The 12,600-nt window shown below is 65.0% G+C and carries 10 protein-coding genes; 2 read left to right on the top strand and 8 right to left on the bottom strand.

Annotation, left to right across the window (positions count from 1 at the left end; genetic code table 11):
* Positions 1-295: 295 nt before the first annotated feature.
* Positions 296-1,969, bottom strand: a complete 1,674-nt coding sequence (gene ettA, locus AC6LJW_RS05740) for an energy-dependent translational throttle protein EttA (protein WP_056568880.1) — start codon at positions 1,967-1,969, stop codon at positions 296-298.
* 115 nt (positions 1,970-2,084) lie between these two features.
* On the bottom strand, positions 2,085-3,008 hold the full coding sequence (locus AC6LJW_RS05735) for a DMT family transporter (protein ID WP_427984892.1): 924 nt from the start codon (positions 3,006-3,008) through the stop codon (positions 2,085-2,087).
* A 218-nt stretch (positions 3,009-3,226) separates the two neighbouring features.
* Between AC6LJW_RS05735 and AC6LJW_RS05730 the strand changes: the two genes are divergently transcribed.
* Positions 3,227-3,745: a hypothetical protein gene (locus AC6LJW_RS05730; RefSeq protein WP_498086755.1), complete on the top strand. Its 519-nt coding sequence runs from the start codon at positions 3,227-3,229 to the stop codon at positions 3,743-3,745.
* Positions 3,746-3,794: 49 nt separating this feature from the next.
* Here AC6LJW_RS05730 and AC6LJW_RS05725 read toward each other — a convergent pair whose 3' ends face one another.
* From AC6LJW_RS05725 to AC6LJW_RS05700, 6 genes are all read right to left on the bottom strand, one after another.
* On the bottom strand, positions 3,795-4,790 hold the full coding sequence (locus AC6LJW_RS05725; protein WP_056568889.1) for an ABC transporter ATP-binding protein: 996 nt from the start codon (positions 4,788-4,790) through the stop codon (positions 3,795-3,797).
* Complete coding sequence (locus AC6LJW_RS05720; RefSeq protein ID WP_498086753.1) at positions 4,787-5,773, bottom strand: ABC transporter ATP-binding protein; 987 nt, start codon at positions 5,771-5,773, stop codon at positions 4,787-4,789. The genes AC6LJW_RS05725 and AC6LJW_RS05720 overlap by 4 nt, the downstream gene beginning before the upstream one ends.
* A gap of 8 nt (positions 5,774-5,781) precedes the next feature.
* Positions 5,782-6,696 (bottom strand): ABC transporter permease, encoded by a 915-nt coding sequence (locus AC6LJW_RS05715; protein WP_056568895.1) that lies wholly within the window; start codon positions 6,694-6,696, stop codon positions 5,782-5,784.
* Entirely contained in the window at positions 6,696-7,685 is a 990-nt protein-coding gene (locus AC6LJW_RS05710; RefSeq protein WP_498086751.1) for an ABC transporter permease, read from the bottom strand. The genes AC6LJW_RS05715 and AC6LJW_RS05710 overlap by 1 nt, the downstream gene beginning before the upstream one ends.
* A 58-nt stretch (positions 7,686-7,743) precedes the next feature.
* Positions 7,744-9,315, bottom strand: a complete 1,572-nt coding sequence (locus tag AC6LJW_RS05705) for an ABC transporter substrate-binding protein (RefSeq protein ID WP_056568898.1) — start codon at positions 9,313-9,315, stop codon at positions 7,744-7,746.
* Positions 9,316-9,502: 187 nt separating this feature from the next.
* Positions 9,503-10,000, bottom strand: coding sequence for a MarR family winged helix-turn-helix transcriptional regulator (locus tag AC6LJW_RS05700; protein ID WP_056569521.1), 498 nt, complete (start codon positions 9,998-10,000; stop codon positions 9,503-9,505).
* Between the two features lie 366 nt (positions 10,001-10,366).
* On the opposite strand from AC6LJW_RS05700, the gene AC6LJW_RS05695 reads away from it, so the two are divergent.
* Positions 10,367-12,598, top strand: coding sequence for a thiamine pyrophosphate-dependent enzyme (locus tag AC6LJW_RS05695; protein WP_498086749.1), 2,232 nt, complete (start codon positions 10,367-10,369; stop codon positions 12,596-12,598).
* The last annotated feature ends 2 nt before the right edge of the window (positions 12,599-12,600 follow it).

Below are 12,600 nucleotides of genomic sequence, written 5' to 3'. Positions count from 1 at the left end.
ACTCCTGGGGGCAAGGGGTCAGCATAACGCTGTGGGGCGGTGATGTCTCTCGGGCCGGTGTCTGACACCCTTTCTCGGGCCGGTGTCTGACACCCTTGGGAGACGCACCTGGTATGACGCGAATCTCACCAGGGTGTCAGACACCTCAAAGGATCTTTGATGCCAAAAAAAATCCCGGCGCTTGGCCGGGATTTTTGGCGGTGTTCCTACTCGGCTGGTGTCTGACACCCTTGCGGCGGCGTCTTGAATTGAAGACTGTGCCACCTGGGTGTCAGACACCAGAAGAATCGGCTGTTTACTTCAACGCCTTGTAGCGCAGGCGCTTGGGCTTGGCGCCCTCTTCGCCCAGGCGGCGCTTCTTGTCGGCTTCGTATTCCTGATAGTTGCCGTCAAAGAATACGACCTGCGAATCGCCTTCGAAGGCCATGATGTGCGTGGCGATACGGTCCAGGAACCAGCGATCGTGGCTGATGACCATGATGCTGCCGGGGAACTCGAGCAGCCCGTCTTCCAGCGCGCGCAGCGTTTCGACGTCGAGGTCGTTGGACGGTTCGTCAAGCAGCAGGACGTTGCCGCCCGCGATCAGCGTCTTGGCCATGTGCAGGCGCCCGCGTTCGCCGCCGGAAAGCTGGCCCACGACCTTGTTCTGGTCGCCGCCCTTGAAGTTGAAGCGGCCCAGATAGGCGCGCGACGACATCTCGAACTTGCCGACGGTCAGGATGTCGGCGCCATCGGACACGGCGTCGAACACCGTCTTCTTGTCTTCCAGCGCGTCGCGCGACTGGTCGACGAAGGCGAGCTTCACGGTCTGGCCGATCTTCACTTCGCCCGAATCCGGTTGCTCGCGGCCGGCGATCATGCGGAACAGCGTGGACTTACCGGCGCCGTTCGCGCCGATGATGCCGACGATGGCGCCCGGCGGCACCTTGAAGCTGAGGTTGTCGATCAGCAGGCGGTCGCCGTAGGCCTTGCTGACGTTGTTGAATTCGATGACCTCGTTGCCCAGGCGCTCGCCCACCGGAATGAAGATTTCCTGGGTTTCGTTGCGCTTCTGGTATTCGTACGAAGACAGTTCCTCGAAACGCGCCATACGCGCCTTGGCCTTGGCCTGGCGTCCCTTCGGGTTCTGGCGCACCCACTCCAGTTCCTTCTTGATGGTCTTCTGGCGCGCCGACTCCGAGGACTCTTCCTGCTTGAGGCGGTCTTCCTTCTGTTCCAGCCACGAGCTGTAGTTGCCCTTCCAAGGGATCCCGTAGCCGCGGTCCAGTTCCAGGATCCATTCGGCAGCGTTGTCCAGGAAGTAGCGATCGTGGGTCACGCCGACGACGGTGCCGGGGAACTTGTGCAGGAACTGCTCCAGCCACTCCACGCTTTCGGCGTCCAAGTGGTTGGTGGGCTCGTCGAGCAGCAGCATGTCGGGCTTGGACAGCAGCAGGCGGCACAGGGCCACGCGGCGCTTTTCACCGCCGGACAGGTTGCCGACGGTGGCATCCCAGGGCGGCAGGCGCAGCGCGTCGGCGGCGATTTCCATCTGGTGTTCGATGTCGTCCGCGCCGCTGGAGGCGGCGGCGGCGATGATGGCTTCAAGATCGGCCTGTTCAGCGGCCAGCGCGTCGAAGTCAGCGTCGGGTTCCGCGTACGCGGCGTAAACCTCGTCCAGGCGCTTCTTGGCGGTGACGACGGCGCCCAGGCCTTCCTCGACCGCTTGGCGGACCGTGTGCTCGGGGTTGAGCTGCGGTTCCTGCGGCAGGTAGCCGATGTTCAGGCCCGGCATGGGCACGGCTTCGCCTTCGATCTCGCGGTCGACGCCCGCCATGATCTTCAGCAGCGTCGACTTGCCCGAGCCGTTCAGGCCCAGCACGCCGATCTTGGCGCCAGGAAAAAACGAAAGGGAGATATCGCGCAGGATCTGCCGCTTGGGCGGCACGATCTTGCCGACGCGGTTCATGGTGTAGACGTATTGGGCCATGGGCTCGTAGGTGAGATATAGCTGAGAAACCGTTGATTGTAGGCCGGAACCCTGACCGGCGTGCGGAAGCGGTGATCCGGCCCCATCTCGCCTTGATTTGGGCCTCGGCCCGCCTTCAGTGGGTCTTCGCGGCGCGGCCCGGCAGACCAGGCGTGCGCATCTGGGCCAGCATCACACCGGCCAGCGCCAGCGCCCCGCCGGCAATGTGAAAGAGATGCGGCTTTTCATCGAGGAACAGCGCCGCGATGGCCACGGTGAACACGGGCATGACGTTCAGGAAGATGCTGGCACGATTGGGACCCAGGTGGCGCACGCCCTGCATCCACAGATACGGCGCGAACAGCGACGGAAACACCGCGGCATAAAGCACCAGCGGCACGTTGGCGGCATTGAGCGGCGACGGCGCCGCCAGCAGGAAGGCGGGAAGCTGGAACAGGATGCCGAACGCGACCTGCACGTACAGCGACTGCCACGGCCCCACGGGCAGCGCCCAGCGCCGCAACAGCACGCCATACAGCGCATAGGCCAGCGCGCCCAGCCCCATCAGCACGTCGCCGTGGTTGGCGCCCACGGACAGGAGCCGGGCCGGATCGCCCTCGCCGATCAGCAGCGCCAGGCCGGCCAGCGACACCAGGCTGCCCAACAGCGCCATGGCCGAAGGACGCTCGCGCATGATCACCGCCATGACGGCGATGGTCATGAGCGGGATCATCGCGGTGATGAAACCCATGTTGGTGGCGGTGGTGGAGGCGGCGGCCACATACGCCAGGCCCTGGTACAACGCCATGCCCAGGCCGCCCAGCACGGCGAACTTCGGCAGATGCGCCAGCACCTGGCGGCGTTGCGACCATACGCCCGGCAACGCAAAGGGGGTCAGCACGATGCCCGCCAGCGCCCAGCGGTAAAAGCCGATGGCGGCCGGCGCGATGACGCCAGCGGCCATCTTGGTCACGATCATGTTGACCGACCAGATCAGCGCCGCCAGAAGCGGAAACAGGAGAAAGCGGAGGGGAAGCTGCGGGGCGTCGGAGCGCATCATTGAAACGGCAAGGCAGAAATACGGAAAGCACGCCAGTGTAGGCCCCGTCCGACTCGCTGTATATGTCACTTATAAGTTGGCGCACTAGCACGCCATCCGGATACCGCCCGCGTTTCTTCGTAATCCAAGCGCCCGATGCACCGCAACGCCGTTCGCGCGACAATAGCGCCTGACGTATCTGCCGTGCCGTCGCGGCTTCATCGCGCCCAGGAACCTTCATGTCCGCCTCTGCCACCCCCCCCGCTTCCTTGACCCATTTCAGCCCTCCCGAACTGGACATGCTGGCCAAGACCGCGGATGCACTCAGCGCCTATCTGGGCAAACCCGTGCTGGCGGAAGTGGTGCTGGGCGACGAAGGCACCGAATGGGTGACCTACGGCGTCCCAATGGACGAGAAGGCCGAGACGGACGAGGAACAGACACACGTGCAGATGGGCGGGCCGGGCGCGCGCCTGCTCGGCAATCGCGGCGGCCTGCCGCAGTCCGACGACGACACCTACGACTGCCTGTACCTGTGGGCGATCCAGATTTCGCTGAACGACGGCGAGCGCTTCATCAAGCTGGACCACGATGGCGAAGAGTCCGCCTGGTCCGACAACCTGGAAGACGTGCTGCCCTTTGCGCTGACCGAGGAACCGCAGCCGGATCCCGCTGAGCAAGAGGAAGACGAGGAAGAAGAGGAAGACGACGCGGACGACGACACGCCGTACGACGAGGTCCACAACCACCGCCACTGAGCGGCGCGCCGCGGCCCGGGCAGGCGCCCGGTCCACGGCGTTTGCAGGATCACACGGTGATCCGGCCTTCCTCGACAGCGTGGCAGGCCACGATCGACACCCCCGCCAGCTTCGCGACCGGCGCCTCGGCCTTGCAACGGTCGTTGGCGTGCGGGCAGCGCGGATGGAACGTGCATCCGGACGGCGGATTCAGGGGATTTGGCACCTCGCCCGCCACTGCGGTACGCGGCTTGCCCGCGCCGTTGATGTCCGGAATCGCCTCGAGCAGCATCCGCGTGTAGGGATGCCGCGGCCGCGCGAAGAGTTCGTCGCGCGGCGCGACTTCCACCATGCGGCCCAGGTACATCACCCCCACGCGATCCGCCACGTGGTGCACGACGGCCAGGTTGTGCGAGATGAACAGGTACGTCAGGCCCAGCTTGCGCTGCAGGTCCTTCATCAGGTTCAGCACCTGCGCCTGCACGGACACGTCCAGCGCCGAGGTGGGCTCGTCGCACACCAGGAATTCCGGATTGACCGCCAGCGCGCGCGCGATCGAGATGCGCTGGCGCTGCCCGCCCGAGAACTGGTGCGGATAGCGGCTCTGGTCAGCGGGATCCAGACCCACCTGCCGGAGCAGTTCGCCGACGCGCGCCACGCGGTCTGCGGGCGACATCTGTGTGTGCGTCAGCATCGGCTCGGCAATGATGCGGCCCACGCGCCAGCGCGGATTCAGGCTGGCATAGGGATCCTGGAAAATCATCTGCAGGCGCTTGCGCAGGGCGCGCCCGCCGGGCTCGGACATGCGCGACAGCGGCTGCCCATCGAAGCTGATGTCGCCGCGCGTCAGGCCATACAGCCCGACCAGCATGCGCGCGACCGTGGACTTGCCACAGCCGGATTCGCCCACCAGCGCCAGCGTTTCGCCGCGGGCGATGTCGAACGACACACCGTCCACCGCGCGCAGCATCACTTTGGGCTTGCGTGCCAACGCGCGCTCCAGCCAGGGCGGCGATACGTCGAACCAGCGGGCCGCGTCCTTTACTTGAACCAAGGGCGTGCTCATGCGGCCACCTCCAACGTATTGCCTTTGTCATGCAGCCAACAGGCCGCGCGCGACGTGCCTGCGGGCATCAGCTCGGGACGGTCGTGCGCGCAGCGCGGCAGGCGCTGGCCGCAGCGCGGATTGAACGCACAGCCCGGCGGAATGGCGTTCAGGCGCGGCATGCTGCCGTCGATCTGCACCAGCCGTTCGGTGTGGCCTTCGAGCGTGGGAATGGAGCCCATCAGCCCCGACGTGTAAGGATGGCGCGGCTTGTGGATCACGTCTGCCACCGGGCCGATCTCGGCCACGCGGCCGGCGTACATCACCGCCACGCGGTCGGCGGTCTCGGCGATCACGCCCATGTCATGCGTGATCAGCATGACGGCCGTGCCGTTTTCGCGGCACAGACGCTTGAGCAGCTCGATGATCTGCGCCTGGATCGAGACGTCGAGCGCGGTCGTGGGCTCGTCCGCCACCACCAGCTTGGGCTCGGCGGCCAGGGCCAGCGCAATCACGACGCGCTGTCGCATGCCGCCGGAAAACTGATGCGGATAGTGGTCGATGCGTTCGCGCGCGGCGGGAATGCCCGTGGACGCCAGCAGCTCGACCGCGCGGTTGCGCGCCTGCGACCACGTCATGTCCAGATGGGTGACGATGGTTTCAGCCAGTTGCCGGCCCACCGTGTACAGCGGGTTCAGCGACGTCAGCGGGTCCTGGAACACCGCCCCGATCTCGCGGCCGCGCACACGGCGCATCTGCTCGTCGGGCAGGTTGTCGATGCGCCGGCCGTCCAGCAGGATCTCGCCGGCCGCGATGCGGCCCGGGGGTTCGAGCAGGCCGATGATGGAGGCGCCGGTCAGCGATTTGCCGGCGCCGGATTCGCCTACCACGCCCAGGACTTCGCCAGCCTGGATGGAAAAGGACACGTCGTCCAGGGCGCGTAGCGTGCCGCGGCGCGTGGGAAACTCCACGCGCAGGTTGCGGACTTCGAGTAATGCGCTCATGGTTACCCTCAGTTCAGACGCGGGTTGAGTGCGTCGCGCAGCCAGTCACCCAGCAGGTTGACCGACAGCACCAGCAGCACCAGGGCCGCGCCCGGGAAAATGGTGATCCACCACTCTCCGGAAAACAGGAAATCGTTGCCGATCCGGATCAGCGTGCCGAGCGACGGCGCGGTCGGCGGCACCCCCACCCCCAGGAACGACAGCGTCGCCTCGGTGATGATGGCGGTGGCCAGGTGAACCGTGGCCAGCACCAGCACCGGACCCAGCACGTTGGGCAGCACGTGGCGGAACATGATGACGGGCGAGGCCACGCCGATCACGCGGGCGGCCTGCACGTATTCACGGTTCTTTTCCACCAGCGTCGAACCGCGCACCGTGCGGGCGTACTGCGGCCAGCCGGCCAGCGCGATCGCGCCGATCAGCACAGGGAAGGCGATGATCTCGTGCATCTCGCGCGGTACCGCCGCGCGGGCCACGCCGTCGATCAGAAGTGCGATCAGGATGGCAGGGAACGAGAGTTGCACGTCGGCGACACGCATGATGAACGCGTCGACGCGGCCGCCGGCATAACCGGACACCAGCCCGAGCACGATGCCGATCACCATCGACAGCAGCACCGAGGCCAGGCCGATCAGCAGCGACACGCGCGTGCCGTACAGGATGGCCGAATACAGATCGCGGCCCTGGCTGTCGGTGCCAAGCAGGTATGTGGCCTGCCCGTTGGGTTCCCAGGCCGGCGGCAGCAACGCGTCCAGCAGTTCGACCTTGGTCAGGTCGAACGGATTGTGCGGCGCGACCCAGCCGGCCCCGAAGGAGCCGATCAACAGGGCTGCGAGCAGCAGCGTGGCGACGATGGCCACGGGCGCCCGGCGCCAGGCCCAAGCGATGTCGCTGTCCCACCAGCGTTTGAGTACGGCACGCATCAGTGACCCCCCCCGCCGCGAGTCAGCCCGGAACGCAGCCGCGGGTCCACGACGAAATACAGAAGATCGACGATCAGGTTGATCACCACGAACACCAGCGCGATCAGGCACAGGTACGCGGCCATCACCGGCACGTCGGCGAATTGGACCGCCTGGATGAAGAGCAGGCCCATGCCCGGCCACTGGAACACGGTCTCGGTCACGATGGCGAAGGCGATGATGCCGCCCAATTGCAGGCCCGTGATGGTGATGACGGGCACCATCGTGTTCTTGAGCGCGTGACCAAAGTGGATGGCGCGGCGCTTCAGGCCCCGGGCGCGCGCGAACTTGATGTAGTCCGAGCGCAGGACCTCCAGCATTTCGGAGCGCACCAGCCGCAGCACCAGCGTCATCTGGAAGAGCGACAGCGTGATGGACGGCAGGATGAGGTGCTTCCAGCCCGTGGCGGTGAACAGGCCCGAGGTCCACCAGCCCAGGCTGACGGTATCGCCGCGCCCATAGCTGGGCAGCCAGCCCAGTTGCACCGAGAACACCAGGATCAGCAGGATGCCGATCAGGAAGGTCGGCAGCGACACGCCCAGCAGCGACCCGGCCAGCAGCATCTGCGAGACCAGGCTGTTGCGCTTGAGCGCCGTGTACACGCCCAGCGGCACGCCCACGACGAGCGCCAGCAAGGCGGCCACCATGGACAGCTCAAGGGTGGCGGGCAGGCGGGATTTCAGCAGCGTTGAAACGGGTTCGCTCTGGCGCAGGGAGATACCGAAATTGCCCTGCACGGCGTTGGCCACGAAGTGGCCGAATTGAACGATGGCGGGCTCGTTCAGGCCCAGGCGTTCACGCAGTTCGATGCGCTCGGCATCGGTGGCGTCCTGCCCCAGCATGATGGTGACAGGGTCGCCGACGTATTGGAAAAGCACAAAGGCCAGTAGCGCGACGGTGAGCATCACCGCTACGGCCTGCAACAGGCGACGCAGTATGAAAGCGAACATAGGCGAAAAAAAGCAAGACGGCGGAACCGGGTAGGTCCCGCCGTCTGGTTAGCCTGGATCAGTCAACCTTGACCCAATCGGCAACGAGGCGATTGTCGGCACGGTGGATGACCGTGACGTTCTTGCGCATGGCCCAGGGGATGACCTGGTCGTGCAGCGGGATGTGCCCGAAGTCCTTGGCGTGCCCTTCCAGCACGGTGATGATGTCGGCGTCGCGCTTCTTCGCATCGGTCTCGGTCTTGATCCGGTCGATGATGACGTCGAGTTCCTTGTTGCTGTAGTTGCCCAGGTTGTACATGCCGTCAGCGCCTTCGCCCTTGGTGCGGATCAGGTTTTGCAGCGTGTACATGGCGTCGAACGTGGGCACGCCCCAGCCGAACAGATAGGCGCTGGTGTCGAACGACTGCACCTTCGGGAAGTACGTGGAGCGCGGCATGGCGTTCATGGTGGCCTTGACGCCGACCTTGGCCCACATGCCGACGACGGCCTGACAGATGGCTTCGTCGTTGATGTAGCGGTTGTTCGGGCAGTCCAGCGTGAAGTTCAGCGTGCCGTCATAGCCGGCTTCCTTCAGCAGGGCGCGGGCCTTTTCGGGATCGTAGGGCACGCGCTTGTGCACCGATTCAGCCCAGCCATGCACCTGCGGGGCGATCATCGTGCCGGTGGGCGCCGACAGGCCGCGCATCACGGCGCGCTTGATGGCGTCCACGTCGATGGCGCGGTACAGCGCTTCGCGCACGCGGATGTCCTGGAAGGGGTTCTTGCCCTTGATGTTGGAGTACTGCAGCTCGGGACGCTTCTGGTCCAGGCCCAGGTAGATGGTGCGGTATTCGTTGCCTTCGACGACCTTCTGCTGCTGGCGCAGGCGCTCCAGATCCTGGGCGGCAGGGTCCAGCACGAAGTCGATTTCGCCCGAGAGCAGCGCGGCGGTGCGGGTGGCGTTCTGCTTGATCGGCGTGAAGATGACTTCGGTCACGTTGCCGACCTTGTCAGCCTTGTTCCACCAGTCCTTGTTTTCCTCGAAGACGGTGCGCACGTCGACTTCGCGGCTCTTGAGCTTGTAGGGGCCCGTGCCGTTGGTGTTGCGCGCGCCGTAGGTTTCTTCTTTGTTGACGAAGTCCTGCGGCTTGGGGATGTTGTTCTTTTCGGACCAGGCCTTGTTCATGATGAACACGTTGGTCAGCTGGCGCAGCAGCACGGGATTGGGCGCCGAGGTTTCGATCTCGACCGTCAGGTCGTCGATCTTGCGCGCTTCCTTGATGCCGGTGGTGTAGGCCTTGTAGTTCGACGTGGGCGCCATGGCGCGGTGGATCGAGAACACCACGTCGTCAGCCGTGAACGCGGCGCCGTCATGGAACTTGACGTTGGGACGCAGCTTGAAGCGGTACAGCGTGGGCGATACCTGTTCCCATTCGGTGGCCAGGCGCGGCGACACCTTGAAAGACTTGTCGTAGTCGACCAGGGGCTCGTAGATGTAGCTGTTGGCGGCGATCGTCATGCCTTCGTTCTGCGAGTGCGGATCGAACGTGAGGATGTCGCCCTGGGCGGCCCAGCGGAAGGTCTTGGCTTGCCCGATCGAGGGCACTGCCACGGCGGCGGCGATCGCGATAGCAATCAAAGTGCGGCGCATAAGTGTCAACTCCTGACAGTAGTCTGAATACCGGCGCGAGTGTGCCTACCCGCGAGACCCGCGTCAATTCAGGGTTTGCGCGTACCGGGGATTGTTTTCACAGAGAAACGACAATCGGGGACGCATAAGCATGTAACCAAATAATCGGACCGAACGATGTTCGAGTGCGCGCTTGCAACGGTTGAAGCTATTCGTCCGGGTCGATGGGCAGTTCCAGTGGAACGTGCTCGGTCATCAGCACATCGAGCATGTCGATGAGCAGCGCGGCCTTTTCTTCGCCGAAGGGCGCCAGCACTGCCTTCTGGTGCTGCAAGGCTTGATCGCACAGGCCGCCGATGAGGTTGGAGCCCTTGGCCGTGATGCAGACCCTTGTCTGGCGGCGGTCCGCGCGCACGCCGGTGCGGGCCACCAGGCCGTCGGCCTCCATGCGCTGCACGACCTTGCTGAGGGTGGGCTGCTTGGTGATGGCCAGCACCGCCAGGCTGCCGATGGTTTCGCCGGCGCTGCCCTGCAGGCTGGCGAGCACGCGCCATTCGGTCACGGATAGTCCGGCGGCTTTGACCTGTTGATGGAATTCCGCCGAGATGCGTTGGCTGGCCTGCGCAAGCAGATAGGCCAGGTAGCCATCGACGAACCGCGGGCCCGTTGCGGCGGCGCGCGTGCCGCGTGGCTTATCTGCCTGCATGTTGGTTTGCTCCCACGCGCCCATTTCGAAGGCCCGCCCCGTTTCCGAAAGGCGCATTGCACCACGACGGCGCGGCCGTGCGCCATGATGTACCGCAATGCTGTTGCGCAGCACAGGGTATACCCCAAATCGCAACCCGTTTTTGCACCATTGCAGCGCTCCGAAACCGTCAAAATGCTAGAGGACAACCAGTATATACACCCTTGTTTTTGCGTGATATTTTTTAATTTCCATGAAATTTCATCTTTTTTATTGACAGCTAAAACGTTGACTCCTAAAGTATTTTTCAGGCGATGTTTTCGTGGCAAGACGATGCTGCACGGCAGCACGGATTAAGGACCCGCTGGGTCCGCGAAAGGGAACCAGATGGCGGAAAGGTCTTTCAAGAAAGAAGTCCAGCAACTGCGCATCGGCGCAGGCGAGGAATTTCGCGGCGAAGGGATTCTTGCCGTCACGAAGGCACTGCTGCAATCCGGCGTGGGTTACGTGGCCGGCTATCAGGGCTCGCCCATTTCGCATCTGATGGACGTGCTGGCCGACGCCAACGACATCCTGCAGGAACTGGGCGTGCACTTCGAGGCGAGCGCCTCGGAAGCCACCGCCGCGGCGACGCTGGCGGCGTCCGTCATGTATCCCATCCGTGGCGCCGTGACGTGGAAGTCGACGGTGGGCACCAACGTCGCCTCCGACGCGCTGGCCAACCTGGCCTCGGGCGGCGTCACCGGCGGCGCGCTCGTCATCGTGGGCGAAGACTACGGCGAAGGCTCGTCGATCATGCAGGAACGCTCGCACGCGTTCGCCATGAAGTCGCAGATCTGGCTGCTGGACCCGCGTCCCAATCTGGAAAGCATGGTCAAGGCGGTGGAAGACGGCTTTGCGCTGTCGGAAGCCAGCAAGACGCCCGTGATGCTGCAACTGCGCATCCGCGGCTGCCATGTGCACGGGCGCTTTATCGCCAAGGAAAACAAGCGTCCGGCGTTCAGCCTGGCGCAGGCGCTGGAAAGCCCGGCGCGCGACACCAGCCGCATTGTGCTGCCGCCGGCCTCGTTCCTGCATGAACAGGAAAAGATCAAGGAGCGCTGGCCCGCCGCCATCCGCTACATCAAGGAACACCAGCTCAACGAGCACTTTGACGGCGACCAGGACGACATCGGCCTGATCCTGCAGGGCGGCCTGTACAACGGCGTCATCCGCGCGCTGCAATTGCTGGGACTGGCCGACAACTTCGGCAACAGCCGCATCCCGCTGTACGTGATGAACGTGACCTACCCCGTCATCGAGGACGAGGTCATCGGCTTCTGCCGCGGCAAGCGCGCGGTGCTGCTGCTGGAGGAAGGCCAGCCGGACTACATCGAGCAGAACCTGCACGCAGTGCTGCGCCGCGCGGGTGTGAACACGCAGTTGTCCGGCAAGGACGTGCTGCCGATGGCGGGCGAATACACGACCCAGGTCATGCGCGACGGCCTGCGTGAATTCCTCAAGCGCAACCGGCCGGAGTCGCTGCAGACGCATCCTGCCGTGGCGGTGGATGCGCAGGCTGAAGTACAGCCCGAGCCCCAGCTCACCATCACCGAGGTCTCGCGGCCCAAGCCAGCCCGCCCCGCCGAGCAACCCATCACCTTCCACAAGCACGTCGACAGCCTGTCCGCCGTGGTGCCGCCACGGCCCGCGGGCTTCTGTACGGGCTGTCCGGAGCGGCCCATCTTTTCCGCGCTGACGCTGGCGCAGGAAACGCTGGGCCAGCACCACATCTCGTGCGACATCGGCTGCCACCTCTTTTCCATCCTGCCGCCCTTCAACCTGGGCGCTACGACGATGGGCTACGGCCTGGGCGCTTCCAGCGCGGCGGCCTTCAACGTGCCGGCGGCCAAGCGGCCCATCTCCATCATGGGCGACGGCGGCTTCTGGCATAACGGGCTGGCGTCGGGCATCGGCAACGCCGTGTTCAACAAGTACGACGGCGTCATCGTCATCGTCGACAACTTCTACGCGTCGGCCACCGGCGGACAGGACATCCTGTCCTCGCGCGCCGACAACCCCGACCGTTCGACCAACAACCCGATCGACCAGGCCGTGCGCGGCGTGGGCGTGAAGTGGGTGCGCACGCTGGACCGGACCTACGACGTGGCCAAGGTGCGCGCCACCATCGAAGAGGCGCTGACCACCGACATCAAGGGCCCGAAGGTCATCATCGCGCAGTCCGAGTGCATGCTGAACAAGCAGCGGCGCGTGAAGCCGCTCTTCAACAAGGCGGTCAAGGAAGGCCGCCGCGTGGTCAAGGAGCGCTTTGGCGTGGACCCCGACGTCTGTACCGGCGACCACGCCTGTATCCGGCTGTCCGGCTGCCCGTCGCTGACGGTCAAGGACAGCGGCGATCCGCTCAAGGAAGACCCCGTGGCGCACGTGGAAAGCAGCTGCGTGGGCTGCGGCAACTGCGGCGAGGTCGCGCATGCCGCCGTGCTCTGCCCGTCCTTCTACCGCGCCGACATCATCCACAACCCGACCGGCGCCGATCGCTTCCTGGCGCGCATGCGCGGCGCGGTGATCGGCTTCCTGCAACGGCGCCGCGCGGCGCGTCTGGCGCACAACGCGCTTTGAGG

The organism is Achromobacter sp. 1012554356 (genome assembly GCF_059760815.1).
This window is presented reverse-complemented; position numbering and strand designations above follow the sequence as displayed.

Coding starts and splice junctions, on each gene's coding strand:
- ettA (WP_056568880.1), bottom strand. CDS start 1,969: ATGGCCCAATACGTCTACACCATGAACCGCGTCGGCAAGATCGTGCCG.
- AC6LJW_RS05735 (WP_427984892.1), bottom strand. CDS start 3,008: ATGATGCGCTCCGACGCCCCGCAGCTTCCCCTCCGCTTTCTCCTGTTT.
- AC6LJW_RS05730 (WP_498086755.1), top strand. CDS start 3,227: ATGTCCGCCTCTGCCACCCCCCCCGCTTCCTTGACCCATTTCAGCCCT.
- AC6LJW_RS05725 (WP_056568889.1), bottom strand. CDS start 4,790: ATGAGCACGCCCTTGGTTCAAGTAAAGGACGCGGCCCGCTGGTTCGAC.
- AC6LJW_RS05720 (WP_498086753.1), bottom strand. CDS start 5,773: ATGAGCGCATTACTCGAAGTCCGCAACCTGCGCGTGGAGTTTCCCACG.
- AC6LJW_RS05715 (WP_056568895.1), bottom strand. CDS start 6,696: ATGCGTGCCGTACTCAAACGCTGGTGGGACAGCGACATCGCTTGGGCC.
- AC6LJW_RS05710 (WP_498086751.1), bottom strand. CDS start 7,685: ATGTTCGCTTTCATACTGCGTCGCCTGTTGCAGGCCGTAGCGGTGATG.
- AC6LJW_RS05705 (WP_056568898.1), bottom strand. CDS start 9,315: ATGCGCCGCACTTTGATTGCTATCGCGATCGCCGCCGCCGTGGCAGTG.
- AC6LJW_RS05700 (WP_056569521.1), bottom strand. CDS start 10,000: ATGCAGGCAGATAAGCCACGCGGCACGCGCGCCGCCGCAACGGGCCCG.
- AC6LJW_RS05695 (WP_498086749.1), top strand. CDS start 10,367: ATGGCGGAAAGGTCTTTCAAGAAAGAAGTCCAGCAACTGCGCATCGGC.